Raw genomic sequence first — 26323 nt, forward strand, 5'->3', positions numbered from 1 at the left:
TTGAGTCTTAATGAAAGAAGAAAAAATTTTATCAAAAGAAGAACTTATCCAACTTTTTGAGGAAGAAAAACTATTAGACACTGGAAAAGGTTGGATGATGGGGGAAAATGAAGTTGAGATAATTGCATTGCATGAAGTAGATCCAAAATTTTTGCAAGACGTAACCAATGCCAAATTTTATAAAATTATAGAAAAAAAGAGGAAGATATAATGTCACACTGTCCGTACTGTGGGAAAAAGATAGCTATGAGTAAAGCTTTTTGTTCGCGAAGCTGCAAAGAGAATTACTTTCAACTTATAGCAATTCAAGTTCCTAAACCATTTTTAAAAAGAATTTTTGTATTCAGTACCCCTGATGAAAGAGAACAAGAGATTGAGAGTTTTGCAAATAGACATGGTTGGAGAATTGATTTACTGCAAAAGAAAATTGATGAATTAGCAGTAGAGTATGGATTTATCGAATCAAAATAACCTTAATCTTAATATTGACATATTAAATCAATCAAATATTTTATATGCTGAATATGATGCAGCAACTAAAGAGGAGCTTCTTCCTGTATTAGAACACTATTTTAATAAAGTATTCATTGCACTTGATGGTAATGAAGCATTGAAGTTATATAGTGCAAATAAAAATGAAATTGATATTATATTAACTGATGTTAATATGCCAAATGTAAGTGGAATTGATTTTATTAAAGAGGTTAGAAAAGAAGATTTTGAATTACCTATTTTAATAATAACTACATTTAATGACTCAGATTTTTTACTTAAAATAATAAAACTTAATATTTCTGACTATATTGCAAAACCAATTTTAGTTAATACAACTATTAAAGTAATGAATAGAATTCTCACAAATAGATATAATAAAAAGCTTGTATTTAAACAAAAAAAAGAACTGCAGCTTTATAGAGATGTTTTAGATCAAGAAAATTTAATTAGTGAAACTGATTTGAATGGTACAATAATTTATGTAAATGATATATTTTGTGAAGTCTCAGGATACAGTAAAGAAGAGCTTATTGGTAGTAATCACAATATAATAAGACATCCTGATACTTCTCCAAAAATTTTTGAATCTCTATGGGGCACAATACAAAATAAAGAAGTATGGAGAGGAAAGTTAAAAAATAGAGCAAAAAATGGTAATGATTATTATGTAAAAGCAACTATTTTCCCACTATTAGATGAAGATGGAAATATTGAAAAATATGTTTCTAGTAGATATTTAATAACAGAAGATGAAGAGGAAAAACATAAACTAAAAAAATATATTTTGCAACAAAAAACCCATCAAATAAAACATCAAAAAAGACTTCAAGAGGAGTTTGATGATGCACTGCATTATGCAAAAATGGAAAAAGACAAACAAGTTGCAAAATTTTTTACAGGATTAAATGATCAAATAAAGACTCTAAAGACTAAAAATGCAGATGACAGAGGAAGAATTCTTTCTTTAGAAAAACATCTTAGAACTTCTATGGATAAAAATGATGATATGCAAAAAAACTATCAAGAGAGGATAGAAAAACTTTATTCAACTGCAACTTCAGCAACAAATGAATATCAAAAAATAAAAAAGAAATATGAAGTTATAAATGAAAAGTTTGAAAAATCACAAGAAGGAATAAAAGTTCTTCAAGGTTATATTGATGAATACAGAGAAAAGATTAAAAGCTTAGAAGAGGTTATTGAAGAGTATGAAAAAGGAAAAGCTCAATTAACTACTACGACAAAGTAGCTTTTCTCTTCTTCATAAATATAAGTATTACAATACAAATTAGAACAAATATTCCAGAAATAAGCATCCCCATTGTTAACCATCCACCATATAAAAAGCCAAGTTGAATATCTGGTTGTCTGAAAAATTCGGCAACTATCCTAGCAATAGAGTAAAGAATCCCATACATTATTGCCAATTGCCCATCAAAAACCTTTTTCTTTCTATAGATAAAAAGGATTATAAATACTAAAATACCCTCTAAGAATGCTTCATAAAGCTGTGAGGGGTGCCTTAAAACGCCATTTACATATATTCCCCAAGGAACATCTGTTGCCCTTCCAAACAGTTCTTGATTGAAAAAATTTCCAATTCTTCCAAAAACATAAGCTGCTGAGATTCCTAAAACAGATATATCTGCTAAAAACCAAAAAGATACTTTGTTTTTTTTACAAAAAAGAAGCGATGCAATTAAAAAACCTATAAAAGCACCATGGTAACTCATACCCGAAATTCCTGCATAAACCCCATCTATAAAAGGATTGAATATTTGCCAAGGATGAGTTAAATAATATATAGTATGTGTATCGTAAAAAAGAACATAACCTAGTCTTGCCCCTAAGATTACACCAATCTCTGCCCACCAAATATATGAATCAAAAAGATCATTTGTAATTGGTAGTTTGTCATGTTTAATAAACCATTTAGCAACAAAAATAGCAGAGAGTAGGGCTAGAGCATACATAATCCCATACCAATGAACAGATACTGAGCCTATATTAAAAGCTACAGGATTAAAATATGAGTATATGTTTTGCCAAACTTCCATAAAAGACCTAATCTTCTAGTGCATCCGCAATTAGTTCAATAGGATTTTTAAATATCACATCAACATTTGATACATGAAGTGAATTTGATACTTGAATTCTACAGGCACTACATTCGGCACTTACAATTTGAGCATTTGTCTCTTTTATCATAGCAGCTTTTGGAAGTCCTGCTGCTCTTGCTAAATGATATTTTTCTGATTGCATAGTTACTCCACCAAATCCACAACATCTATTTGGATCACTCATCTCTGTCATTACATAGTTTTGTTTTAAAAGTTCTCTTGGTTCTTTCCAAACCCCTTGCACTTTTCTTGCATGACAAGCATCATGATAAGTAACTGTTGTGTCAAATTTCTTATTTGATTTTGCAAGTAATTCTTTTAAATTTGTATTATCTTCAAGCCATTTTGTAGCCATAAATACTTTTTTAGAGATTTTAGAAGCTCTCTCTTTCCATTGGGGTTGGTCATGTAAAAAGTGCTCCCAATCTTGATTAATCATAGCACTACATGTAGCTTCAGGAATTATAATAGCATCAACCTCTTCTAACCAAGTCTCAAAATATTCAATATTATGTTTTATTAAATAATCAACAGTATCAAAATCTCCTGTAAAGTATGCAGGAGCTCCACAACATAACTGTTTTTTAGGAATAAAAATATCAACATTAAGTTTTTTTAGAATTTTTACTAATCCATCTCCAGTTTTTGTGTAAGCATAGTTGCTCATACATCCAATAAATATTGCAACTCTTTGTTGTTTCCCCTCTACTTTTTCATTTGAAGGGATATTCTCTGGATACTTATTTAAAAAACTTGTTTTATCTGCATAAGTTAATGCTCTCTCTTTTTTAATTAAAGGAACAGGAAATCTAAGAAATGAGGTTTTCTTCTGCGTATCTTTTTTTAAAGCACAAGTTTGAAAAACCCAACCTAAAGATGCCAAAATATCCATTAATTTTCTATGTCTTAATAGAAAAAAGAAAGCTCTTTTATACCAAGCTATTCCATATTTTTTTGCAATATCAAATCTTACTTGTTCAATAATCATATCAGTTGGTAAATCATTAGGACAAACATCTACGCAGTTTGTACATAAAAAGCATGATTCAAAAATATCTTTTGCATTTTTATCAAGTTCTAATTCATCCCTTTTATATGCTCCTAAAAGATCAATAAATCCTCTTGGACTTGTAGTTTCATCTTGATTTACATTAAAAATAGTACATACAGGTTTACATTTACCACACTTTACACAGTCATCGCTAATTGCTGTATAATTAAATTTTTCGTTTTTTTCCATTATATTGTCTTACTAAATCTTCTTTTATTTTCAGGAACTTTTTTCAAATAAGCATCAAATGGCATACAAATATTTCTAATCAACATTGTTCCAGTTGCTGATACTTCAATCTTATCATCTTTAATTGATACTAAATCTGCTTCAATAAACTCATTTAACATCTCTAAATCTTCTTTAAAATAGTCATAAAAATTGATATTAAATTTCTCTTCTACTCTTTTTATGTTTAGACTAAAATTACTCATAAGTTCCATAATAACATATTGTCTTAGTATATCATCTTGGCTTAATCTATACCCTTTAAAAGTAGGAAGTTTCCCACTATCTAATGCATTTTCATACTCTTTTAAATCTTTATAATTTTGTGCATAATAGTCAACACCATTTCCAATAGATGTTACACCAATACCTATTAAATCAGCTCCACCTTTTGTAGTATATCCTTGGAAGTTTCTATGAAGTTCACCTTTTTCTATAGCTTTAAATAGCTCATCTTCAGGTTTAGCAAAGTGGTCCATTCCAACCATTTTATAACCATTTGAAGTAAAAAAATCAATAGTATCTTTTAATATTTCCAATTTTTCTGTTGGAGGAGCAAAAGTTGATTCATCAAATTTTCTCATTGTTTTCATAAGCCAAGGAACATGCGCATAGTTAAATACAGCTAATCTATCTGGATTTAGCTTTATTATTTGCTCTATTGTTTCATGAAATGTTTTTCTATTTTGGTGAGGCAAACCATAAATTAAATCAATGTTAATTGAGTGAATTCCAGCATCTCTTGCTATATTCATTACATTTTGAGTTGTCTCATAGGGTTGAATTCTATGAATTGTTTTCTGAACCTCTTCATTTAAATCTTGTACACCAAAGCTAAGTCTATTACATCCACCCCATTTAAGTGCATCCATATGCTCTTTTGTAAAATATCTTGGATCTACTTCACAAGAGATTTCAGCATCACTACTAAAATTAGGGAAGGTCTCTTTTAATAAAGAGATTACCTCTTTTAATTGCTCTGGAGAGAAATAAGTTGGAGTTCCTCCTCCAAAGTGCATTTGAGTTACTACTCTTTTTGTATTTAATACATTTTTTAAAAGTGATAATTCTTTTTTTAGATACTCAATATATCTAACTTTTTTATCCTCTTTTGATGTAAAGATAACATTACATCCACAAAAATAACAGGCGCTTCTACAGAAAGGTAGATGAATATATAAAGATAAATTCCTGTCATCACTTTGATTTTTGTAATACTCTTTTAAATCTTCTTGAGTAAACTCTTCACTAAACTCAGGTGCTGTTGGATATGAAGTATATCTAGGCCCTGGTTTTGAATATTTTTCAAACTTTTTAAAATCAATCATAATAAAAAACTCTTACTTTTTGTTTTGTCTATCTAACCAAACCATTACACCTTTTTGTGCATGTAGTCTATTCTCAGCCTCTTCAAAAATAAGGCTTTGAGGGCTTTCAATTACACCTTCACTAACTTCATAACCTCTATAAGCAGGAAGGCAGTGTAAGAATATTGCATTTGGTGCACCAAGTTTCATCATTGCTTCATCTACAATATAGCCATCAAAATCTTTAATTCTCTTCTCTTTCTCATTCTCTTGTCCCATTGATACCCAAGTGTCGGTTGTAATAACTGTTGCACCTTTAACAGCCTCTTTAGGATCATTTGTAATAATAATTTTAGCTCCTGATTCTTTTGAAAACTCTTGTGCATCTTTTAGAATTTGTGCATCAACTTCATAACCTTTTGGTGTTGCAACTCTAAGTTCAAAACCAAGCTTTGAAGCTAACATTAACCATGAATGAGTCATATTATTACCATCTCCAACATAAGCAACAACAAGATTTTTATCTAAACCAGCCTCTTGAATTGTAAGATAATCAGCCATTAGTTGTACAGGGTGATACTCATTTGTTAAACCATTTATAACTGGAACTTTAGAGTATTTTGCAAACTCTTCAATTTTTGATTGTTCAAATGTTCTAATCATAACCATATCTACCATTCTAGATATAACTCTAGCTGTGTCACTCATTGGTTCACCACGACCTAATTGAATATCATTTGATGATAGAAATAGTCCAATACCACCAAGTTGATAGATACCTGTTTCAAAACTAACTCTTGTTCTTGTACTACTTTTTTCAAATATCATACCTAAGGTATATCTTGGTAAATAGTCTTTATAAACTCTATTTTTAGTCTCTGTTTTAATTTTTGCTGCAAGTTCTAAAATTTCTAAGATTTCACTTTTTGTATAGTCTCTTAATGTTAAAAAATGTCTCATGATTTAACCTTTCATTTAAAAAAAGAATCAATTTTAACCAAAAATGATTTACTCTTAACTTAAATTCAAAAATCCAAACAAAATAAAAGATAAAAAATTATTAATTTTTTTCTAGAGCCCATATAATGACATTAGTGTGACAGATTATATTATTATTTTTTAAGAGAAATATCCCTATGATTGCCTTGACAAAGGATAAAAAATGATTGAAAATATACTCAAGCGTGACGGTAAATATGAGAAATTTCAGGACTTTAAAATAAAAGATGCCATAAAAAAGGCTTTTAGCAGTGTTCATGTAACATATGATGCTGTTATTTATTTAAATGTCCTCGAAGAGTTAAGTAAAAAGAGAGTAGTTGCAGTTGAAGATATTCAAGATTCTATTGAACAAGAGCTTTTTAAAGCAAGATATTATGATGTAATGAAATCTTTTATGCTATACAGGCACATGCATAAAATGCAAAGGGAACATCTTTTAGGTTTAAATGAAGATACAACTTATGTAAATTCAACTCAAACTATAGAAGAGTATATAAATGGTACAGATTGGAGAATAAATGCAAACTCAAATACAGGTTATTCTCATGCTGGACTTATAAATAACAGTGCTGGAAAAATTATTGCAAATTATTGGTTAGATAAAATTTATTCAAAAGAGGAAGGTTATGCCCATAGAAATGCAGATTATCACATTCATGATTTAGATTGTTTAAGTGGTTATTGTGCAGGATGGAGTTTAAGAGTTTTACTTGATGAAGGGTTTAACGGAGTGAGAGGAAGAGTTGAGAGTAGAGCTCCAAATCACTTTAGAGAAGCTTTAGGTCAAATGGCAAATTTTTTAGGTATTTTACAAAGTGAATGGGCTGGAGCTCAAGCTTTTTCATCATTTGACACCTATTTGGCTCCTTATGTTTTTAAAGACAAACTATCATTTAAAGAGATTAAAAAAGCTATTAGAAGTTTTGTCTATAACTTAAATGTTCCTGCACGTTGGGGACAAAGTCCTTTTACAAATATTACTATAGATTGGACAGTTCCAGAGGATTTAAAAGGACAAATACCAACAAGAAATCAAGAACACATTTTTAAAAATATTGAAGACAAACAATTATTAGAAAAAGCCGTAGAGAGAGGGTATAGCTCTTTAGTTGATATGACATATAAAGCTTTTCAAAAAGAGATGAATTTAATCAACAAAGCCTATTATGAAGTAATGACAGAAGGAGATCAAACAGGACAACCTTTTACTTTTCCTATCCCAACGGTTAATATAACTGAAGATTTTGATTGGTATGGAGAAAATACAGATTTACTTTTTGAAAATACAGCAAAGATTGGTTCTTCATATTTTCAAAACTTTATTGGAAGTCAATATGTAAAAGATGAAAATGGAAAACTTATACCAAATGAACGTGCATATAAACCAGGTCATGTAAGATCAATGTGTTGTAGATTGCAACTTGACTTAAGAGAACTTCTCAAAAGAGGAGGGGGACTTTTTGGTAGTGCTGAGATGACAGGAAGTGTTGGTGTTGTTACAATAAATATGGCAAGATTAGGATATTTGTACAAAGGTAATAAAGAGGCTCTTTTTAATAGACTTGAAGAGTTGATGGATTTAGCAAAATCAACTTTAGAGAAAAAAAGAGTTTTTATAAATGATTTATATGAAAGAGGACTATTCCCATACACAAAAAGATACCTTCCAAGTTTCAATAATCACTTTTCAACAATTGGTGTAAATGGAATAAATGAGATGCTTATTAATTTTAGTGAAAAAGAATACAATATTTCTAAACCAATTGGTATTTCATTTGCAAATGAGATATTAGATTTTATGAAACAAAAAATGGTTTCTTATCAAGAAGAGACAGGAAATTTATATAATCTTGAAGCAACGCCAGCAGAGGGAACCACATATAGATTTGCGAAGGAGGATAAAAAAAGATACAACGATATTTACCAAGCAGGTTTTGGAGAAAATATATTCTATACAAACTCTACCCAACTACCAGTTGATTTTACAGATGATATTTTTGAAGCATTAGATTTACAAGATGGTTTACAAGGTAAATATACAGGTGGTACAGTACTTCACTTATATATGAGAGAGAGAATAAGCTCAACAGAAGCTTGTAGAAAGCTAATTAGAAATGTTATTTCAAATTATACTCTACCATATATAACAATTTCACCAGTTTTTTCTGTGTGTCCAAAACATGGATATATTAGCGGTGAATATGAATATTGTCCAATATGTGATGAAGAAATTTTAGAAGAGGAGTTAAAAAACAATGAAAAGCTTAGAGCCTAATAAATTGAAAGATAAGAGAACAAAGTGTATAGTTTACACTAGAGTTATGGGATACCACAGACCAGTTGAGAGTTTCAACATAGGTAAGAAGGGTGAGCATAGACAAAGGGTAAAATTTATTGAAAAAGATTATCTATAATATTACGCCTTTTACAACTGTTGATTATAAAGATCATCTATCTTGTATTGCATGGTTTGTATCATGCAATATGAGATGTAAATACTGTTATAACTCTCAAATTGTCAACGCAAAAAGTGGAAACTACACACCTTTGGATTTAATTGCCTTTTTAAAAAAGAGAATAGGGCTTTTAGATGCGGTTGTATTAAGTGGAGGTGAAGCAACAAATCACAATCTTCTTAATTTATGCAGAGTAGTTAAAAAACTTGGATATAAAATAAAACTAGATACAAATGGTCTTAAACCAGATGTTATTAATGAGCTTATACAAAATCAACTAATAGATTTTATTGCCTTAGATTACAAAGCTCCACAAAATAAATTTACAAATATAACTAAAATCAATTCAAATAAAAAATTTACAGAGACTTTGGATATGTTAATAAAAGATGATTTCCCTTTTGAAGTTAGAACAACAGTACATCCAAACCTAATTGATGAAGAGGATATAAACTCTATTATTTTAGATTTGGAACAAAGAGAGTATAAAGGTACTTACTATTTACAAAACTACCTTCATACCCAAGAGAATCTTGGAAATATGCAAGAGCCAAACAAAATATTAAATAAAACTCTTTTGAATAGCTCTTTAAAAATAGAGTATAGAAATTACTAAAACTACTATTTAGTTTTTATTCCATACTCTTTATACTCATTTAACAACTCCTCTTTTTTGTTTTCCATTTTTTCTTTATAAATAGAGTGCTCAGGATTGTAATAATTTAAATAGTTTCTTAACCCAGTATGTCCAACCTCAAAATGACAGAAGGCACATTTAACTTCTTGTTCAGTTCCTTTTAATTTATTATAGTGATTATGCATTTTTTGAGCTTTAGTAGATAAAGTTGCCAATTTTTTATCAAAAATATTACCATGACAATTTAAACATCCTTCATCATAAACAAAAGATTCTCTACTCTCTCTCATTTTTTGCCAATCAATTCCATCTACATTTCCAAAAAAATGTATTCCAAGCTCTTTTACTCCTGTAGTTGCTTTTGTATAAATATAGTTTACCAAACTATCATGGGGAAGGTGACAGTCAACACATCTTGCACTTGCACCAATTTTACTTTTACCTCCATGGGGATCATTTTTATATGCAATAACCATTGGATCCATTTCATGACACAAAACACAAAAGTTTTCGCTACTTGTTTTGTGTATACCATAATATACTCCATATGAGAAAAAAATACCTATAAAGAGACCTACAACTAAAAGTATTAATATAAAAAATATTTGTTTCATGGTGTATCCTTCATCCAAATATTATTTTTAATCTCTTTTAAATGACACTCTGAACACATGTTAACAGAAGGTTTATGTTCCCTATGACACTCATCACAATATAAATTTGGACCATCATGAACTGAATTATGTGGATTTGCTTTTAATGTATCCATAAATTCTAATCTTTTTGCTAAATAAATTTTTGATTTATGACAAAAAAGACATTTATCTTCATCAACAGCTTCAAAATTTTCAGGATTGACTCCTTGCCCTACATGACAAAAAATACAGTCTAAAGATAACTTATTATGAGAGTGTTTTAGAGGATATTTTTTCTTTATTTCAGGTGTAATTTTTATGGAAGAGGAGAGAGCATTGCTCTCCTCTTTTTGTGAATTTGCATAGATTAATGATATAAGAGAGATAAAGTATATAAGGATTAATACTTTTTTCATAATTTATATATTTTCTCCTGCAACCATACCAAATACAAGACAATCAGGAATTGAACAACTTCCTAATCTACTTGCACCGTGTGTTCCACCTGTTATCTCTCCTGCTGCATATAGACCTGGAATAGGTGCTTTTGTATAAGATGAGATAACTTGTGCTTTAGTATTGATTTTCAAACCACCCATTGTATGGTGAAGTTTTGGAACTCCTTTTGTTCCATAAAATGGAGCTTTAGCAATCAAAACACCATCTGTTTTATCAACTGGTTTACCAAAATCTGGATCTTGACCAGCTTTTACGTAGTCATTATATTTACCAATTGTTTGTTTTAATTCTGCTACTGGAATACCATAAGCAGCTGCTAATTCATCAATTGAATTATATTTTTTGACAACTCCAGCTTTTAAAGCTTTTTCTGCAATATCTGGAATAATTTTATCTACTGCAACTTGGTCACAAATATTAATTGGATAGTTTTTGTTGTCATTTACAAGTTTAAACATTGCTGTTGCTCTTGTTCTTCTATCTGCTAATTCATTCATATATCTTTTTCCAGTTTTTGCATTTACTGAAATACCATATCTAAATGAAGCATTAATATTAAAGTTTGAAGCAGCTCCAAAACCTTTCTCATCTGGACAAGCCCAAGGTCCAAACTGAATCCAAGATACATGAACAGGAACAGCTCCAAGTTCAAATGCTTTTAAAAGAACACCTGCTGTTGCTCCTGGTTGATTTGTTGAGTCAGCATCTGCAGGAATTTTTGGATCTTGTTGAGTTCTGTAAAAAGTGTCACAACTAAATCCCCCACTAGCTAGGATAACCCCTTTTTTAGCTTTGAAATATTTTTTAGTACCACTTTTGTTTTCAAAGTCATCATCTTTCAATTTTGAATCAAATTTGTATTTTTCTCTAGCAGTTATACCAATAACTCTATCACCTTCTAGAATAAAATCGTCAAATTTTGTTCTTCTTTTTACTGTAACATTAGGTAGTTTTTCAATATAGTCAAACATTGGTAAAACAATTCCTGACCCACTACCATTTGCTGCTAAATAAGTTCTTGGTACAGAGTGCCCACCAAGGTGTGATAATTTGTCATAAAATTTTGCACCACATTCTTCTACAAGTTTTAAGGCATCATTTCCTCTTTTACCTATTACTTTTAATAGATCTGGATGATTAATATATCTTCCAGCTTTCATACTATCTTCCATATACAAATCAATTGAATCTTGAACTCCTTCAACTTTTTGTTTTGGACTATTTACTACAGCTAAAAGACCTCCATTTATAACAGAGTTTCCTCCAATTCTTCCCATTTTTTCAACGAGAAGAACCTTGTCTCCTTTTTTGGCAGCTGTAATTCCTGCAGAGAGAGCAGCATACCCTGAACCAATTATAACTACATCATATTCTTCATCATATTTGACTTTTTTAGAGTCAATTGCTGAAGCATTTACATTATTTCCAAGAGCCAACATTCCAGCTCCAACTGCGCCTAATTTAAAAAAATTACGTCTTGTTATTTTTGCCATAATAATTCTCTCCTTAAAATTAAATTTCAAATTAATATTAATATAAAAAAATAACTAAAAAGTAATCTTTGGATAGACTAAAAGATAAATAGGAATTTTTTGATAAATAAGGAGGATGAAATATCTTAGTTAGAAGATTTTATTCTATATCCACAACCTGAGATATTTTCAATAATGTCGCAATATGTTTTATGCCTAATCTCTTTAATTCTCATTCTTAATGCTTCAATACTCATACTTTTTTCTTGCCATACATAACACTCAATTGATGAGTATGAAACAATATTATTAAGGTTTGAAATTAATAGATGTAAGATATCTTTTTCTGTTTTTGTAAGTAAAATCTCTTTGTTTTTTGAATTAGTTAAGACTCTTTTGTATTTGTCATAAGTAAACCCATTTTTTAAAGCTACTTGTGAGTTATTAACATCTTTTGTTGCCATTAATATCTCAATTTGAAGCTCTTCAATATTTATTGGTTTTCGTAAATAAGTATAAACTCTTTGGTTTAGACTTCCTAAAATATTTCTACTATTATCATATGAAGTAATTGTTATAACAGGTGTGTGTGGAGAGATTTCATGTATTAATTGAATCATCTCCAAACCATCTAATTCAGGAAGATTTATATCAGTAACTACAATATCATAAGAGTTCTTTTTAAAGTATTCAAATCCTGATAATCCATCATATACCGTGTCAACTCTTTTACAATACATTTCCAAAGATTGTTTTAATGCATATGCAGTAATATCATCGTCTTCAACAATAAGTACACGAATCTTTGAAAGTTTTTTTAGTACACTTTTATCAATCATTTTTGTCAATTTTTTTTGGAATTTCAAGTGAAAATATAGTGGGATTACTAAAAGAATCTATATATAAATCTCCACATAATTTTCTTTTTGCAATTGTTTTTGCAATATAAAGACCTACACCACTGCCTCTATTAGCACTACTCTTTTTTGTTGAACAAAAAGCAGAGAAAATTGTATCTCTGATTGAAAGAGGAATACCTTCTGCGTTATCTTCAACACTAATTACAAAATTTTTCTTTATGTTTTTTATATAAATTTTTATTGAAGAGGGAGTTTCTTTATAGATATTTTTTAAAGCATCAATTGAGTTTAATAAAAGTATCTCTATTATTTGTTGAAACTCATTTTTATAATTTTTGCATTTAAGAGTTTTATCTCCTAAAATTTTAATCTCAATATTACTATTTTTTATGTAGGGATTAATTATACTAATAATCTGTTCAAGGGCTTCATGCAATAAAAACTCTTCAATTTTAATATTTGGTATATAAAAGGTTTTGAAAGTATTAATGGTATTTGTTAAATACTCTATATTATTCATGGCATAGCTTATATTTTTTTCAAATATTTGATCTGTTAATAAACCATCATGTTTAAATTGTATTAAATTCCCAAGAAGTATTGAAATTGCATTTAAGGGAACTCTCCATTGATGAGATATAGCACCGGAAATTTTTCCTAAGTTCGCCATTTTAGACTCTTGTATTAATACATTTTCTTGTCTTTTTATCTCTTCTTTTTCAAAAATTGATTTTGTAATATCATTAATTGTTAAAACTATTCCTTCACAAGTATCTTTTTTCAATATTGCAGAAGAGGTAAAAAGATAAAAGTATTCTTGTTTTTTAAAAGAGAAATTAAAAATTTTTTTATTAGTTTTTAAACTCTTCATTGTTGAGTCTAAAAGTTCAAAAAATTGTATTGATTTCTGTTTAGAAAAGAGTTTAATTAAAAAAATATCATCAGTAAGTTTTGTTTTAGTTGATAAAACACTTTTTGATTGTTTAAAAAAATTTGCAAAACTTTTATTATAGTATTTTACATAATATTCATTATCAAGAATTAGTATAGCTTTTTCATCATATTCTATTATATTTTTAAATATAGTATTAATAGACTTCAAATCATTTTCTCTTATTTAAATTATTATTTGTAATTATATCTATATTTATATTAAAAAATTATTTTTCTATAGTATTTCTAGATTATTTCTTATATTTATGTAGTTAAATTAATATTATTGTTATAAATATATTATTATTAATAAGGAAAGAAGAAAAATAAAAAAAGAGAATAGTTATAAATAATTCTTATAACTATTCATTATTAACAGAAATTATATAGCCTTGACCTGTAATATTTCTTACTAATTCTCTAGATGTTTTAATTCTGAATCTTTTAATAAATGTTCTTAATCTTTCATCACTTACATCTTCATTCCAGAGTTCATCTTTAATTTTTTGTGGAGCTAATATCTCTTTCTCATTTTGTAGAAGTAGGGTGAGGAACTGTTTCTCTCTTTTTGTTATATTTACTAATTTATCATTTTCAAATAGATTTTTGGTATTAGTATCAAAGGTGAAATTTTCATTTATCTTTAAAACTCTATTTTTATCTATTTTTTTTGCTAAATCACTTAAATAGTTTAAAACCTCTTCTGGATCAAAAGGTTTGATAAAATATTTACTAATACCAATATCTATTGCTTTTAAAAGCTTCTCTTTATCAGAAAAAGCACTTAAAATTATAATTGGTACATTTTCATCAAGTTGACGTATTTTTTTAGTCATCTCCAAACCATCTAATTTTGGCATCATAATATCAGTAATAACAATATCTGGTTTTATTTTTTCAAATTTTGATAAACCCTCTTCCCCATTGTTTGCCATGGTAAAAGAGTAAAAGTATTCACCCAAAGCATCTTTTAATAGTTTTGAAATATTTACCTCATCTTCAACAAAGAGGATTTTTAAATCTTTTAGTAAATCTTCATTCTCTCTCAAATTATTCTCCTAAAGGAATTTGTATTGTAAACTCTAAGCCATCGTCACAATTTTTTGCTTTAATAAGACCATCTAGACTCTTTTCAATAATCATTCTAGACATAAAAAGACCTAAACCTGTCCCATTACTTTGATATTTTGTAGTAAAATATGGTTCAAATATTCTATCTAAAGTTTTATCATCAACTCCACCTGCATTATCTTTATATACTAAAGTAATTGAGTTTAAATCAATATAACTTTTAATATTAATAGTTTTCTCTTCTATTTTTTTACTTTTAAAGGCTTCACTACTATTTTGAATAAGATTAATCATAACTTGCGAAAGCTCATTTAATACTCCAAAAACCTCGACTTTATCAAGCTCTTTTTTAACTTTAATATTCTCTTTTTGTATTAACTTTTTAGTTATTAGAAAAGCTTCATCAATTGAGGTACTTAAAAGAAATTTTTCTTTTGCTTTATTTGGATTGAAGAAATTAGAAAAATCATCTATGGTTTGGGACATATTTTCTATAATCTCTAAAGAGTCTTTGTAATACTCCTCTAACTTCTCCATCTTTGAAGCTTTTGCACTTTTCTTTATGTTAAATAGAGTAAGACTAAGCTCAGTTAATGGTTGTCTCCATTGATGGGCAATATTTGCAAGCATTTGACCTAAACTTGCCATTCTTGATTGCCAAAAGAGCATTTTTTGTTTCTCTTTGTTTTTTACAATCTCTTCTTGTACTCTTTGCTCTAGTGTTTGATTAAGCTCAATTAGCTGTGCAGTCTGCTCTAAAACTCTTTGTTCTAAAGTTTTATTTAAGTATTCTAACTCTTCCTCTTTTTTTTGCAAGACTTTCTTTAACTCAACCTCTTTTGTAACATCATATCTAATAGCAATAAACTCTTTTATCTCATTATTTTTGTCTAAAATAGGGGTTATTGTAGTATTTAAATATACAGTGGAACCATCTTTGCACATATTTTTAACAGTTGCTTTATATGGTTTTTTACTTAATATTGTCTCCCAAAGAATAGTAAAATTTTCTTTGGGAACATCTGGATGTCTAACTATATTATGGTCACTACCAATTAGCTCATCTTTTGAATAGCCTGAAATTTTGCAAAATTCATCATTTACAAAAGTAATGATCCCATCAAGGTTTGTCTTTGAGACTATATTTGAGTTTTCAATTGCCTCTTGGTAGGTTTGTCCCATAATTTATCTATTTTCTATTTAATATTTCACAAGCCTCTTTTGCATGATATGTAATAATAATATCAGCTCCAGCTCTTTTAAAACCTACTAATGTCTCTAACATCACCCTTTCATAATCGATTACACCAGCAGCTCCAGCATGTTTTAATAATGCATATTCACCACTTACATTATATGCACATACAGGAAGATTTGTATTGTTTCTTAGATCTCTAATAACATCCATAAAAGCAAGTGCTGGTTTAACCATTAAAATATCAGCCCCTTGTCTCTCATCTTCTAGTGACTCTTCTAAAGCTTCTAATCTATTTGCTGGATTCATCTGATATGTTCTTCTATCTCCAAAACTAGGAGTTGACTCTGCAACATCTCTAAATGGACCATAATATGCACTTGCAAATTTTGTAGAATATGCCATAATAGGAAGATTTTCAAAACCATTTTTATCTAAAGCACTTCTTAAAGTCTCAATAATACCATCCATCATTCCAGAAGGAGCAATCATATCTGCACCAGCTCTTGCATGTACAAGTGCTTGTTGAGCAGAAATCTCAAGTGTTTTATCGTTATCAACAGTTTGAGTTTTTGGATCAAGAATACCACAATGTCCATGGTCTGTATATTCACAAAAACATAAATCTGTAACAATAAACATATCAGGAAATTTTGCTTTTATTGCTCTTATTGTTCTAGCTATTATACTTTCATCACATAAACACTCACTTCCAACAGAGTCTTTAACATCTGGAATACCAAATAAAATAATAGATTTTAATCCAATAGTTCTAATATATTCACACTCTTTTAATATCTCATCAATACTCATTTGAAAAACACCAGGCATTGATTTAATCTCTATTTTTACTCCCTTTCCCTCTTTTACAAATAGGGGATAAATGAAATCATCTTTAGTTAAAACACTCTCTTGAACTAGATTTCTTAGAGTCTCATTAATTCTTAATCTTCTAAATCTTTTAAACATAATATTTACCTTTGTACGCTATAATCTCGACATTTTAACAATTTAAGGTTTAAAAGGATATGAATATAGAGAAATCAAATATTGCTAATTTACCCACAAAATATGGAAAATTCAAAATAAAAGCCTACAAACAAGATCACCAAGAACATTTAGCAATCATGAGTGAAAATTTTGACACTTTAGATATCCCTTATGTAAGAGTTCATTCAGAGTGTTTAACAGGAGATACTTTAGGAAGTTTGAAATGTGATTGTCAAAATCAATTAGATTTGGCTCTTAAATTTATTGCAAAACATGGTGGATTAGTAATTTATCACAGACAAGAAGGAAGAAATATTGGTCTTCTAAATAAAGTTAATGCTTATGCATTACAGGATAAAGGTAGAAATACAATTGAGGCGAACCTAGAGTTAGGTTTTGGAGAAGATGATAGAGATTATAGTATCGTAAAAGAGATATTTAAAGATTTAAATTTAAAAAAGATAAAGCTTATTACAAATAACCCTAAGAAAATTGAATATATTGAGTCTTTGGGTATTGATATTGTTGAAAGAATTCCAGCAATTACAAAATCAAATAAATATAATGAACATTATATTAATACAAAAAAAGAGAAGATGGGACATATGTTTTGATAGAATTTGACAAACTTTTAGAAGAGTTGAACTTAGATAAAGAGTTTAACTTTAGATGTGAAACTTTTATAACTCTGCTTCAGCAATGGGGTAAAGTTCATAACTTAAGTGGAAGACTCTCAAAAGAGGATATTATAGAGAATATTATTGATTCTATTTATCCTTTGAAGTTTATAAACTCTTATGAAAGTTTGGCAGATATTGGAACAGGAGCAGGGTATCCAGGTCTTATTCTTGCTATGGCAAATTCAAAAGTAAAAACTTATTTAATTGAGCCAAGATTAAAAAGAGTATCATTTTTAAATTTTGTAAAAAATAGTTTAGGTTTATATAATATAGAAGTTCTTGCAAAAAGAGTTGAAGATGTTGAAAATATAAAAGTTGATTTAATAACTTCAAGAGCTGTAACAAATACCAAACTTCTATTAGATTTAACACAAAATATTAAAAAAGATCAATGTAGTTATCTATTTTACAAAGGGAGCCTTTTAAATGATGAGATAGAAGAGGCTAAATTGAATAATTATAAAGTAGTAAACAAAGAAGATAGAAACTACTTATATATAGAAGGAAAGTAATGATTATTAAAGTTGTCTCAATAATAGCTGTCATTTTTTTAGTTTACTTAATTTTTTTTAAAAAGAACAGAGAGAGTGATGTAAAAAAAGAGGATGATAAAATAGAGGATATAATGGTAGAGTGTCCAACTTGTGGAACATATGTTTCTAAAAAAGAGGGTATTTTAAGTAATGGAAAATATTACTGCTCAAAAGAGTGCTTAAATAAATAGAAGGAATGATTGTATGATTTTAATAGGAGATAGTCTAATTCCACACAAATCATGTTTTTTTATAGATTCAATTATGGATATAGAGAATACTGAACCAAACTCAACACTAATTTTCAATTATGATGAAAATATTTTATTATTTTGTAGAAAAAATGATATAAAGTGTGCAGTAATTGTTAACTCAATTAAAGAGGCAATTTATTGTAATGCATTAAATTCAAAATATATAATCTGTGACAAAAAACTTGCTAGTAGTATTCAAAAGGTTGCTGAAAACTATATTTTTGACTCAAAAATATTAGCTATCATTGAAACTTCTGATGAAATAGAAAAAGTTGCACTTGCAGAAATAGATGGAGTTATTTATTCCCATTTATTAAATAAATAGGTCTAGACTTTATTGTTTAGGCAAATTTATTTAATGCAACTAATCTATTTAAAAATTACTTTTCTACACAATTATAAAACTTCTATAACTTAACTTTTTTTTAAAAAAATATACTAACAAATAATTAACAATATGCTTTTATAATTCATACTAATTTTTCTAATAAGGAGGTTTTATGGATATAATAGGACAATTTCCGTTGTTTTATTTTCCGGAGTACGGAAGTGCTTGGATGATGGGTGTTACAGGAACAATACATATCTTAGCATCACATACTTCTGTAGGTGCTGCAATGCTATTTGCATTTTTAGCGTACAAAGCATATAAAGAGAACCGAACAGACTTATACCCATATATGAAAAAATATGGTATGTTTTTGTTAATTTTCTCGTATGTTATTGGTTCAATAACAGGTCCTGGAATTTGGTATACAGCAACAGCTGCAAGTCCACGGGGTATTAGTGCTCTAATACACAACTTTGTGTGGGTTTGGGCTACTGAGTGGGTATTCTTTGTATACGAAGTAATAGGTGTTTTTGTTTTGGTTTATTTTATTGATAGAATAGATAAAAAAACACATCTAAAACTAACATATACTTTTGCATTAGCCTCTGTTGGTACTCTTGCACTTATTATTGGTATCATAAGTTTTATGATGTGGCCAGGAACTGAAGCATATTATACAACAGGAAGTGCAAGTGATGCTTTCTTTGGTATTAATACATTTCCTCATATGTTCTTAAGAATTGGATTTATGATTATGATGTCTGGTGTAATAGGACTTGTAATTTCAAGTGCAATAAAAAAAGAAAATGCAGAGCTTTCAGCTGAACTTACTAAAAAAATGGGATATATTGCAATTTTTGGTGGATTTATAACTATGTTCTTCTTTATGTGGTATATGGGTACACTTCCAGACAATGCACATGCAGTATTTAATGTAAGTAAAGGTTCTATAATTCAAAGTAGAATAATTTTAACAGTGGTTTTCTCTTTATATTTCTTGTTGGCAATTATAAAACCACAAGCTATTAATACTGTTTTAGCTTCAACAATGATTTTTGTAATTTTAATTGCTGGTTTATGGCCAGGAGAAAAACTAAGAGAATCAATGAGAAAACCTTATGTTGCAGGACAATATATCTATTCAAATCAAATAATTAGTAGAGATGTAGAGGGTAAAAATATTAAAAGTGAGCTTCCTATAATTGCCCAAAAGGGACTATTACAAGTAAATCCTTTTATTCCAGCAAACTTAAAAGTTATAACAGATGAAAATAGACTTGAAGCAGGGAAATTATTAACAAAAATTTCTTGTTCAAACTGTCATTCACTGGAAAAAACAGGTGTATTTAGACCATTAAGGGATAGATTGCAAGGTTTAGATAAAGAGGGTATTAAATCAATTTTATATGCCATAGGTGATGGTGGTTTCCCTTATATGCCTAAGCTAAAATTACCAGACGAAGAATATGATGCAATTGCAGAATACATTGCATCATTAAAATATTAAGGAGGATTTATGGACGCATCTGTATTATTAGCTCTTAGAGATCCGGCAGGAATACCTTTTTATCCAGTGGTTTTTCAAGTTTTATATATTTTAACTTGGGCACTACATGCTGCATTTGTTTTGCTTGCACTTGGTTCTATGGGATTATCACTTTATGGAACAACTAGACAAAAAGATGACCCTTATTGGAAAATTTTGACACCACACTTAATTCAAACAGGGAAAATAAGTATATCAATTCTTATTGTGCTTGGTGTAGCACCATTATTATTTACACAAGTTATTTATGATCCAAATTGGTATGTGGCAAATACATTATCAGGTATGTGGGTATTTATCTTTATATATACACTACTTGTTGGTTATACAATGTATTATTGGTATTACTATGCAAATAAAGCAAAAGAGGGTGGAGGTAAATTAGTTGGATTTGTATCTTTTCTTATTTTAGTATCTGCCGGAGTTTTAATGCATAACTTTGCAGTTACATCAATTATGCCAAATGAATGGATGGATATGTATGCACCTAATGGTGTTGTTGATAACAGTGGTTGGACCTTTAATATGGATTTAGCAAGACTGATATTTATAGTAAGTTTAGCTATTCCTGTAGTGGGTATTTTTTTACAAAACTACAGTAGATTTCTAAGTACAAGAAAAGACTTTGAAGAAAGATTTGTAGATTATTGTGCCGTTTTAGGAACAAGAATTGGTGTAGTTGGTCTACTTATTAGTGCAGTTACTTTTGTAATTTGGATGTTAAAGGCTGGTTATTTAATGAACCCTGTAAGTATTGCAATTATTGTTGGAGTAGTAATTCTTCTCTTAATGGTATACTCTAATAGTAATAGTTATATTACAACAGGTGTACTTGTGGTTGTTGCATTACTTATCTCTTCTTTAAGAGAGGTTATTAGATTTGATATTATGACAGGTTTGGGATATAATATTTATGACTATCCTGTAAATCTCGAAATTCCTACAATAACTATGTTTTTACTTACATTTTTAATTATGGGTGGAATTGGGGTAGCTTATCTTCTTACAATGGCTTGGAAAGTTGGAAAAATCAAAAGTGTTTTTGATGGTTCAAAAGATAAAGCTGTTACAAGATTAGGTAATTATACACTTAGTATTATGGTTGTATGGATGGTAATATACTTCGGTTGGGGTATGTTTATACTATTTAATAATATATTATAAAAATCAAAAGGGGGAAATTCCCTTTTGATTTAAATCTGGATAAAAAATGATAGGTACAAAAATACTTTTTTTAGAAGATGATACTCTTTACCAAGAGACTATTAAAGAGTTTTTGGAAGAGGAAGAGTTCATTGTAGACACCTGCACAGATGGAGAAGAGTTTTTAAATAAAATATTTGAAAATGTTTATGACTTATATATTTTAGATATAAATGTACCAAAAATTGATGGGATGAAAATCCTAAAAATATTAAAAGAATATAATGATAATACAATGAAATTGGTGCTTACTTCTACCCAAAATAGTCTAATTAATTCATTTAAAATAGGATGTGATGATTTCTTAAATAAAAGATGTGATATTGACGAACTTCTTCTTAGAATAAAGATGTTAATAAGAAGAGCCTACAAAGCACATAAAGAGTATATTTTATTAGGTAATAATATAAAATATGATCTTTTTAATAAAAAAATATATAAAAATGAGCACAGTATAAAACTTGAGATTAGATCACTTTTAATCTTAGACTATCTTATTAAAAGAAGAGGAGAGTATGTCTCAAATAATGAATTAGAAAACAAAACTTACTCAACAAATACAAACTCAAAATCTGATGTAATTAGATACCATATTTGGCACTTACGAAAAATTCTTGGGAAAAACCTTATTGAATCAAAAAAAAGCTTTGGTTATAGACTAAAATTAGAAGAAAACAATATCTTTTAAAAAAATTAAATCTCTATTTAAATAGCCATTTCATAGGCATCTAATAGAAGAATAAGCATAATTTTGATAATATATTTACCTTTTAAATTACTATAATTAGGACAAATGTGAAAGAGATATTTGATACTATAATTATTATTCTATTTATTTTCATGATATTTATGTTCATAAGAGGTTTTAATAAACAACAAATAGATAAACATAGAAAAAAACTTGAAGAGAATGAGAAAAAGATGACTTCGAATAAGGATAGAGTTGATGAATAAGCCGTTGTTAATAGAGATTGGTGTAGAAGAACTACCAGCAATACCATTTTTAAAAGAGTTACCAAATATTGAGAAAAAGTGGACTGATATTTTAGAAAAAAATAGGCTTTTATGTGATTTTGAATTCTTTTATACTCCAAGAAGATTGGTTTTATGGCATAGAGAATTTCAAATAAAACAAGAAGATTCAATTGAAGAGATGTTTGGTGCACCAATAAAGATTGCATATAAAGATGGAGAACCAACTGGCGCTGCATTAGGGTTTGCTAAAAAATGTGGAGTTGATATTAATGAGTTAGGCAAAATTGATCAAGGAAAAGGTGAAGTTCTATATTATAAAAAAGAGGTTTCAGGAACTCAATCAAAAGAGTTATTAAATGAGATGATTAATGAATTTATTAACTCACTAAATTTTGGAAAATCAATGAGATGGGCTAGCAGAAGTGATAGCTTTATTAGACCAATTAGAAATTTGGCAATTCTTTTAGGTGATGAAATTGTAGATGCAGAGCTTTTTGGAGTAAAATCTTCAAATAGTTCTTTTGCACATAGAATGGTCTCTTACGAACCATTTACCTTTGATTTTGCAGGAGATTATTTTTGTAAACTTGATAAAAATGGTGTAATTTTATATCCAGATGAGAGACGAAAATTAATCTTAAATCAAATGAAAGAGATTGAAGCAACAAATGGTGTTAAAATTGAGATTGACACTGAACTTTTAGAAGAAGTTGTTGCAATCACAGAGTATCCAACAGCTTTAATTGGTAAATTTGATGAAGAGTTTTTAACACTTCCTGAAGAGGTTATTGTTACTTCAATGAAAGAGAACCAAAGATATTTTGCAGTTTATAAGGATGATAAATTAACTAATCATTTTATTGTTGTATCAAACTCTAAAACTGATGATTTTTCATTAATTACCGCTGGAAATGAAAAAGTATTAAGACCAAGATTAGCTGATGCAATGTTCTTTTATAAAAATGATATTAAAAATGGTTTATCTAATGAAGGGCTTAAAAAACTTGTTTTTGTTGAAGGTCTTGGTTCAATGTATGATAAGTGTGAAAGAGAAGCAATTATTGCACAATATTTAGCAGAAACTTTTGGTTTAAAAGATAATGAATTAATAAAAAAGGCTGTAATGTTAAGTAAAGCTGACCTTATGTCTGAAATGGTTTATGAATTTACAGAACTTCAAGGTTTAATGGGATACTACTATGCAAAAATTGCAAATGAAGATGAAAAAGTATATATAGCTTTAAAAGAGCAATATCTTCCAGATGGGGAAGAATCAGATTTGCCATCAACTATTTTTTCTTCAATTGTAGCCCTGTCTTATAAACTTGACAATCTTATGGCTCTTTTTAGTATTGGAAAGATTCCTAGTGGTTCTAAGGATCCTTTTGGACTAAGACGTGCAGCAGCAGGTATTGTTAAAATTGCAATTGAGCATAAACTTCCTGTTGATTTAGAAAAAATTATTGATGCTTTGAGTAACAATTATAAAAATCTAGATAAAAAACAGTTGGTTGAGTTCTTTAACGAAAGACTATTTAAAATTTTTGATGTAAATCCATCGGTATTAAAAGCAGTTTTAGGTAGCGGAGAAACAAATATTTATGAAATATCTCAAAAACTATGTGCTTTAAACCCAATTGTATTAAGTGATAGTTTTAAAGAGTATTCAGCAACATTTAAAAGAGTTGCAAATATTATAAAAGATATTGATGTAACAATAACACTAAATATAGATGAAGCTATATTAGAAGATAAAGAAGAGAAAGAGTTAGTAGCAGCATTTAAAAAAGTAAATTCAACTGAGTATAAAACGTATGAAGATAAGCTTGATGCTCTATTTGGATTAAAGCCACAACTTGATAACTTTTTTGACAATGTATTTGTTAATCATGAAAATGAAGCTATTAAAACAAATAGAAAAAATATTATTGGTAAAATATATCAAGCATTTAAAACTATTGCTGATATTAAAGAGATAACAATCTAAGGAGTTTTAACATGAAAAATATAATTTTGTTTTCACTTGTATTAACTTTTATTTTTTCAGGATGTGCAACTTGGAAGGGTGTAAAAAAAGACTCTTCTGAGGCATGGGAAACAACTAAAGATACAAGTAAAAAAGCGTGGAAAGCAACAAAAGATGTAACAAATGATGCCTATGAATCTACAAAAGAGGCAATACACGAAGCTACAGAATAATTAGAATATATTTCCTCTTTTAAAAGAAATAAAATGAAATAGAGTAATAATCTGTTCTATTAATATAATTAGGGGAAATATGTTTAAAGCTATCAAAAAAACTATTTCATTTTTATTTCAAAATGGAGCTGGTGAAGGGAGTCGAACCCCCGACCTGCTGATTACAAATCAGCTGCTCTACCAACTGAGCTACACCAGCATATAAGAACCAATCCATTAGATATAACAATTAAAAAATAAATGGGGGAAATGATGTCTATAACCATCTGACGATTTCAGATTTATATGGTGTCAAGAGAGAGACTTGAACTCTCGACCTCCGGCTTATGAGACCAGCGCTCTAGCCAGCTGAGCTACCTTGACATAAGACATCATAATGATTGGTTGCGGAAGCAGGATTTGAACCTACGACCTTCGGGTTATGAGCCCGACGAGCTACCGGACTGCTCTATTCCGCGCTATGGGTACTAAAAAGTGGATGGGGTAGCAGGATTCGAACCTGCGAGTGACGGTACCAAAAACCGTTGCCTTACCACTTGGCGATACCCCAACTTTTTAAGTGCCGAAATTATAGTAGAAATAACCTATTTTGTCAAGTGTTTTTAGGATAAATTTTGAAATTTTCGATATAATTTTATAAATCAAATAAAGAAGATAATATGAATGCAATTAATAGAGTTAAAGAAGCAATAGAAGAGATTCAAAAAGGTAATATGGTTATTATGCTTGATGATGAAGATAGAGAAAATGAAGGGGATTTAGTATATGCAGCTCCTTTAAGTAGTGCTCAAAAAGTTAATTTTATGGCTACACATGCAAAAGGTTTAATTTGTGTATCGGTTACTAAAGAGACTGCGATAAGACTTGAATTAAATCCTATGGTAGCAGCAAATACTTCTTCATATGAGACAGCTTTTACAGTATCTGTAGATGCAACAAGTGCAGCAACAGGGATTAGTGCAGCAGAGAGAGATGATACAATCAAAATATTAGCAAATCCAATCTCAAAAGCTCAAGAGTTAGTTAGACCTGGGCATATTTTTCCTCTTATTGCAAAAGATGGTGGAGTTCTAGTTAGAACTGGACATACAGAAGGTTCATTGGATTTATGTAAACTTGCAGGATTTAATGGTGAAGCAGTTATTTGTGAGATTATGAAAGAAGATGGAACAATGGCAAGAAGAGATGATTTAGATATTTTTGCTAAAAAACATAATCTAAAACAGGTTTTTATTTCAGATTTGGTTGAATATAGATTATCTCATGAAAAACTTGTAGAAGAGATAACTCAAGAAGAGTCAAGATTTTTTAATACAGATGTATTGAAAAGGGAGTTTAAAGATCATTTTGGACAAGTACATACTGTTATTCAATTTGGTGATGCAAAAGATTTAACCCATGTTAAATTTCATACAATTATCCCTGATCTTGAACTATTTTTAAATGACGAAAAACTTCACTCAATGTTAAAGACAATTAACTTTTTACAATCAAAAGGCGGTCTTATAATCTTTTTAAATGATGATAGTGCTCATAAAGAGTCTCAAAAGGATTATGGAATAGGGGCACAAATTTTAAACTCTTTAAATGTAAAGAAAATCAAACTTATGACAAGTGGTGGAAAACACTCATTTGTAGGACTTAATGGATTTGGTTTAGAAATAGTTGAAGAGATACAAATGGAGTGTTAA

General features: G+C 29.0%; 29 protein-coding genes and 4 tRNA genes. 17 read left to right on the forward strand and 16 right to left on the reverse strand.

Features of this window, described 5'->3' with window-relative positions; all coding sequences use genetic code 11:
* The first annotated feature begins 10 nt into the window (after window positions 1–10).
* The 3 genes from AEBR_RS07495 to AEBR_RS07505 are packed head-to-tail and all read left to right on the forward strand — an operon-like array spanning window position 11 to window position 1744.
* Window positions 11–211, forward strand: a complete 201-nt coding sequence (locus AEBR_RS07495) for a hypothetical protein (RefSeq protein WP_129087734.1) — start codon at window positions 11–13, stop codon at window positions 209–211.
* The gene (locus AEBR_RS07500; protein WP_128978368.1) at window positions 211–471 is read left to right on the forward strand and encodes a DUF2116 family Zn-ribbon domain-containing protein; all 261 of its coding nucleotides are present in this window, start codon (window positions 211–213) and stop codon (window positions 469–471) included. Before AEBR_RS07495 ends, AEBR_RS07500 begins: the two co-directional genes overlap by 1 nt.
* Window positions 449–1744 carry a hybrid sensor histidine kinase/response regulator gene (locus tag AEBR_RS07505; RefSeq protein WP_129087733.1) on the forward strand — a complete coding sequence of 432 codons (1296 nt, stop codon included), beginning with the start codon at window positions 449–451 and terminating at the stop codon, window positions 1742–1744. The genes AEBR_RS07500 and AEBR_RS07505 overlap by 23 nt, the downstream gene beginning before the upstream one ends.
* Here the strand turns inward: AEBR_RS07505 and lgt are convergent.
* From lgt to argF, 4 genes are read right to left on the reverse strand one after another with little or no spacing between them, the layout of a single operon-like run.
* Window positions 1731–2552 carry a prolipoprotein diacylglyceryl transferase gene (gene lgt, locus AEBR_RS07510; RefSeq protein ID WP_129087732.1) on the reverse strand — a complete coding sequence of 274 codons (822 nt, stop codon included), beginning with the start codon at window positions 2550–2552 and terminating at the stop codon, window positions 1731–1733. The genes AEBR_RS07505 and lgt overlap by 14 nt on opposite strands.
* A gap of 7 nt (window positions 2553–2559) precedes the next feature.
* The gene (locus AEBR_RS07515; protein ID WP_129087731.1) at window positions 2560–3855 is read right to left on the reverse strand and encodes a (Fe-S)-binding protein; all 1296 of its coding nucleotides are present in this window, start codon (window positions 3853–3855) and stop codon (window positions 2560–2562) included.
* Entirely contained in the window at window positions 3855–5222 is a 1368-nt protein-coding gene (gene hemN / locus AEBR_RS07520; protein ID WP_129087730.1) for an oxygen-independent coproporphyrinogen III oxidase, read from the reverse strand. Before hemN ends, AEBR_RS07515 begins: the two co-directional genes overlap by 1 nt.
* 12 nt (window positions 5223–5234) lie before the next feature.
* Window positions 5235–6161, reverse strand: coding sequence for an ornithine carbamoyltransferase (argF, locus tag AEBR_RS07525; RefSeq protein ID WP_129087729.1), 927 nt, complete (start codon window positions 6159–6161; stop codon window positions 5235–5237).
* Window positions 6162–6363: 202 nt separating this feature from the next.
* Here argF and AEBR_RS07530 point away from each other — a divergent pair, with 202 nt between their 5' ends.
* Genes AEBR_RS07530 through AEBR_RS07540 form a run of 3 tightly spaced genes read left to right on the forward strand, consistent with a single transcriptional unit; the run spans window position 6364 to window position 9275 of the window.
* Complete coding sequence (locus AEBR_RS07530) at window positions 6364–8478, forward strand: ribonucleoside triphosphate reductase (protein ID WP_129087728.1); 2115 nt, start codon at window positions 6364–6366, stop codon at window positions 8476–8478.
* A complete protein-coding gene (gene nrdD, locus AEBR_RS15555) occupies window positions 8459–8617 on the forward strand; it encodes an anaerobic ribonucleoside-triphosphate reductase (RefSeq protein ID WP_128978354.1) in 159 nt (52 codons plus the stop codon). Before AEBR_RS07530 ends, nrdD begins: the two co-directional genes overlap by 20 nt.
* Window positions 8598–9275 (forward strand): anaerobic ribonucleoside-triphosphate reductase activating protein, encoded by a 678-nt coding sequence (locus tag AEBR_RS07540; RefSeq protein WP_129087727.1) that lies wholly within the window; start codon window positions 8598–8600, stop codon window positions 9273–9275. The genes nrdD and AEBR_RS07540 overlap by 20 nt, the downstream gene beginning before the upstream one ends.
* Before the next feature lie 5 nt (window positions 9276–9280).
* Here AEBR_RS07540 and AEBR_RS07545 read toward each other — a convergent pair whose 3' ends face one another.
* The 8 genes from AEBR_RS07545 to hemB form a co-directional block, all read right to left on the reverse strand.
* The gene (locus AEBR_RS07545; protein WP_129087726.1) at window positions 9281–9910 is read right to left on the reverse strand and encodes a cytochrome c3 family protein; all 630 of its coding nucleotides are present in this window, start codon (window positions 9908–9910) and stop codon (window positions 9281–9283) included.
* Window positions 9907–10347, reverse strand: coding sequence for a cytochrome c3 family protein (locus AEBR_RS07550; protein ID WP_129087725.1), 441 nt, complete (start codon window positions 10345–10347; stop codon window positions 9907–9909). The genes AEBR_RS07545 and AEBR_RS07550 overlap by 4 nt, the downstream gene beginning before the upstream one ends.
* Window positions 10348–10350: 3 nt before the next feature.
* A complete protein-coding gene (locus AEBR_RS07555) occupies window positions 10351–11883 on the reverse strand; it encodes a flavocytochrome c (protein ID WP_129087724.1) in 1533 nt (510 codons plus the stop codon).
* 125 nt (window positions 11884–12008) lie between these two features.
* The gene (locus tag AEBR_RS07560) at window positions 12009–12701 is read right to left on the reverse strand and encodes a response regulator transcription factor (protein WP_129087723.1); all 693 of its coding nucleotides are present in this window, start codon (window positions 12699–12701) and stop codon (window positions 12009–12011) included.
* Window positions 12694–13824 carry a sensor histidine kinase gene (locus AEBR_RS07565; RefSeq protein WP_129087722.1) on the reverse strand — a complete coding sequence of 377 codons (1131 nt, stop codon included), beginning with the start codon at window positions 13822–13824 and terminating at the stop codon, window positions 12694–12696. The genes AEBR_RS07560 and AEBR_RS07565 overlap by 8 nt, the downstream gene beginning before the upstream one ends.
* A gap of 193 nt (window positions 13825–14017) precedes the next feature.
* Window positions 14018–14704: a response regulator transcription factor gene (locus tag AEBR_RS07570; RefSeq protein ID WP_228712191.1), complete on the reverse strand. Its 687-nt coding sequence runs from the start codon at window positions 14702–14704 to the stop codon at window positions 14018–14020.
* A 1-nt stretch (window position 14705) separates the two neighbouring features.
* On the reverse strand, window positions 14706–15908 hold the full coding sequence (locus AEBR_RS07575; protein WP_129087721.1) for a PAS domain-containing sensor histidine kinase: 1203 nt from the start codon (window positions 15906–15908) through the stop codon (window positions 14706–14708).
* 7 nt (window positions 15909–15915) lie between these two features.
* Window positions 15916–16890: a porphobilinogen synthase gene (hemB, locus tag AEBR_RS07580; protein ID WP_129087720.1), complete on the reverse strand. Its 975-nt coding sequence runs from the start codon at window positions 16888–16890 to the stop codon at window positions 15916–15918.
* Between the two features lie 59 nt (window positions 16891–16949).
* Here hemB and ribA point away from each other — a divergent pair, with 59 nt between their 5' ends.
* The 10 genes from ribA (at window position 16950) to AEBR_RS07630 (ending at window position 24632) form a co-directional block, all read left to right on the forward strand.
* Window positions 16950–17525 (forward strand): GTP cyclohydrolase II, encoded by a 576-nt coding sequence (gene ribA, locus AEBR_RS07585; protein ID WP_128978336.1) that lies wholly within the window; start codon window positions 16950–16952, stop codon window positions 17523–17525.
* Window positions 17522–18103 carry a 16S rRNA (guanine(527)-N(7))-methyltransferase RsmG gene (gene rsmG / locus AEBR_RS07590; RefSeq protein WP_129087719.1) on the forward strand — a complete coding sequence of 194 codons (582 nt, stop codon included), beginning with the start codon at window positions 17522–17524 and terminating at the stop codon, window positions 18101–18103. The genes ribA and rsmG overlap by 4 nt, the downstream gene beginning before the upstream one ends.
* Window positions 18103–18315 carry a PP0621 family protein gene (locus AEBR_RS07595; protein ID WP_128978332.1) on the forward strand — a complete coding sequence of 71 codons (213 nt, stop codon included), beginning with the start codon at window positions 18103–18105 and terminating at the stop codon, window positions 18313–18315. The genes rsmG and AEBR_RS07595 overlap by 1 nt, the downstream gene beginning before the upstream one ends.
* Window positions 18316–18328: 13 nt before the next feature.
* Complete coding sequence (locus AEBR_RS07600) at window positions 18329–18703, forward strand: hypothetical protein (protein WP_129087718.1); 375 nt, start codon at window positions 18329–18331, stop codon at window positions 18701–18703.
* Window positions 18704–18878: 175 nt separating this feature from the next.
* The gene (locus tag AEBR_RS07605) at window positions 18879–20216 is read left to right on the forward strand and encodes a c-type cytochrome (RefSeq protein ID WP_129087717.1); all 1338 of its coding nucleotides are present in this window, start codon (window positions 18879–18881) and stop codon (window positions 20214–20216) included.
* 9 nt (window positions 20217–20225) lie between these two features.
* Window positions 20226–21419: a hypothetical protein gene (locus tag AEBR_RS07610; RefSeq protein WP_129087716.1), complete on the forward strand. Its 1194-nt coding sequence runs from the start codon at window positions 20226–20228 to the stop codon at window positions 21417–21419.
* Between the two features lie 46 nt (window positions 21420–21465).
* Window positions 21466–22146 (forward strand): response regulator transcription factor, encoded by a 681-nt coding sequence (locus tag AEBR_RS07615; RefSeq protein WP_129087715.1) that lies wholly within the window; start codon window positions 21466–21468, stop codon window positions 22144–22146.
* 107 nt (window positions 22147–22253) lie between these two features.
* Window positions 22254–22412, forward strand: coding sequence for a hypothetical protein (locus AEBR_RS07620; protein ID WP_164969505.1), 159 nt, complete (start codon window positions 22254–22256; stop codon window positions 22410–22412).
* Window positions 22405–24420, forward strand: coding sequence for a glycine--tRNA ligase subunit beta (gene glyS / locus AEBR_RS07625; RefSeq protein WP_129087714.1), 2016 nt, complete (start codon window positions 22405–22407; stop codon window positions 24418–24420). The genes AEBR_RS07620 and glyS overlap by 8 nt, the downstream gene beginning before the upstream one ends.
* A gap of 11 nt (window positions 24421–24431) precedes the next feature.
* Window positions 24432–24632: a hypothetical protein gene (locus AEBR_RS07630; protein ID WP_129087713.1), complete on the forward strand. Its 201-nt coding sequence runs from the start codon at window positions 24432–24434 to the stop codon at window positions 24630–24632.
* Window positions 24633–24755: 123 nt separating this feature from the next.
* Here AEBR_RS07630 and AEBR_RS07635 read toward each other — a convergent pair.
* From AEBR_RS07635 to AEBR_RS07650, 4 genes are all read right to left on the reverse strand, one after another.
* Window positions 24756–24831, reverse strand: a tRNA-Thr gene (locus tag AEBR_RS07635).
* A gap of 87 nt (window positions 24832–24918) precedes the next feature.
* Window positions 24919–24995 (reverse strand) — tRNA-Met (locus AEBR_RS07640).
* Between the two features lie 18 nt (window positions 24996–25013).
* Window positions 25014–25090 (reverse strand) — tRNA-Met (locus tag AEBR_RS07645).
* A gap of 17 nt (window positions 25091–25107) precedes the next feature.
* A tRNA-Gln gene (locus AEBR_RS07650) sits at window positions 25108–25182 on the reverse strand.
* 109 nt (window positions 25183–25291) lie between these two features.
* Here AEBR_RS07650 and AEBR_RS07655 point away from each other — a divergent pair.
* Window positions 25292–26323: a bifunctional 3,4-dihydroxy-2-butanone 4-phosphate synthase/GTP cyclohydrolase II gene (locus AEBR_RS07655; RefSeq protein ID WP_129087712.1), complete on the forward strand. Its 1032-nt coding sequence runs from the start codon at window positions 25292–25294 to the stop codon at window positions 26321–26323.

The organism is Halarcobacter ebronensis, assembly GCF_013201825.1.
GTDB classification, from domain to species: Bacteria; Campylobacterota; Campylobacteria; order Campylobacterales; family Arcobacteraceae; genus Halarcobacter; species Halarcobacter ebronensis.

Coding starts and splice junctions, on each gene's coding strand:
- AEBR_RS07495 (WP_129087734.1), top strand. CDS start 11: ATGAAAGAAGAAAAAATTTTATCAAAAGAAGAACTTATCCAACTTTTT.
- AEBR_RS07500 (WP_128978368.1), top strand. CDS start 211: ATGTCACACTGTCCGTACTGTGGGAAAAAGATAGCTATGAGTAAAGCT.
- AEBR_RS07505 (WP_129087733.1), top strand. CDS start 449: ATGGATTTATCGAATCAAAATAACCTTAATCTTAATATTGACATATTA.
- lgt (WP_129087732.1), bottom strand. CDS start 2,552: ATGGAAGTTTGGCAAAACATATACTCATATTTTAATCCTGTAGCTTTT.
- AEBR_RS07515 (WP_129087731.1), bottom strand. CDS start 3,855: ATGGAAAAAAACGAAAAATTTAATTATACAGCAATTAGCGATGACTGT.
- hemN (WP_129087730.1), bottom strand. CDS start 5,222: ATGATTGATTTTAAAAAGTTTGAAAAATATTCAAAACCAGGGCCTAGA.
- argF (WP_129087729.1), bottom strand. CDS start 6,161: ATGAGACATTTTTTAACATTAAGAGACTATACAAAAAGTGAAATCTTA.
- AEBR_RS07530 (WP_129087728.1), top strand. CDS start 6,364: ATGATTGAAAATATACTCAAGCGTGACGGTAAATATGAGAAATTTCAG.
- nrdD (WP_128978354.1), top strand. CDS start 8,459: ATGAAAAGCTTAGAGCCTAATAAATTGAAAGATAAGAGAACAAAGTGT.
- AEBR_RS07545 (WP_129087726.1), bottom strand. CDS start 9,910: ATGAAACAAATATTTTTTATATTAATACTTTTAGTTGTAGGTCTCTTT.
- AEBR_RS07550 (WP_129087725.1), bottom strand. CDS start 10,347: ATGAAAAAAGTATTAATCCTTATATACTTTATCTCTCTTATATCATTA.
- AEBR_RS07555 (WP_129087724.1), bottom strand. CDS start 11,883: ATGGCAAAAATAACAAGACGTAATTTTTTTAAATTAGGCGCAGTTGGA.
- AEBR_RS07560 (WP_129087723.1), bottom strand. CDS start 12,701: ATGATTGATAAAAGTGTACTAAAAAAACTTTCAAAGATTCGTGTACTT.
- AEBR_RS07575 (WP_129087721.1), bottom strand. CDS start 15,908: ATGGGACAAACCTACCAAGAGGCAATTGAAAACTCAAATATAGTCTCA.
- hemB (WP_129087720.1), bottom strand. CDS start 16,890: ATGTTTAAAAGATTTAGAAGATTAAGAATTAATGAGACTCTAAGAAAT.
- ribA (WP_128978336.1), top strand. CDS start 16,950: ATGAATATAGAGAAATCAAATATTGCTAATTTACCCACAAAATATGGA.
- AEBR_RS07595 (WP_128978332.1), top strand. CDS start 18,103: ATGATTATTAAAGTTGTCTCAATAATAGCTGTCATTTTTTTAGTTTAC.
- AEBR_RS07600 (WP_129087718.1), top strand. CDS start 18,329: ATGATTTTAATAGGAGATAGTCTAATTCCACACAAATCATGTTTTTTT.
- AEBR_RS07605 (WP_129087717.1), top strand. CDS start 18,879: ATGGATATAATAGGACAATTTCCGTTGTTTTATTTTCCGGAGTACGGA.
- AEBR_RS07610 (WP_129087716.1), top strand. CDS start 20,226: ATGGACGCATCTGTATTATTAGCTCTTAGAGATCCGGCAGGAATACCT.
- AEBR_RS07615 (WP_129087715.1), top strand. CDS start 21,466: ATGATAGGTACAAAAATACTTTTTTTAGAAGATGATACTCTTTACCAA.
- glyS (WP_129087714.1), top strand. CDS start 22,405: ATGAATAAGCCGTTGTTAATAGAGATTGGTGTAGAAGAACTACCAGCA.
- AEBR_RS07630 (WP_129087713.1), top strand. CDS start 24,432: ATGAAAAATATAATTTTGTTTTCACTTGTATTAACTTTTATTTTTTCA.
- AEBR_RS07655 (WP_129087712.1), top strand. CDS start 25,292: ATGAATGCAATTAATAGAGTTAAAGAAGCAATAGAAGAGATTCAAAAA.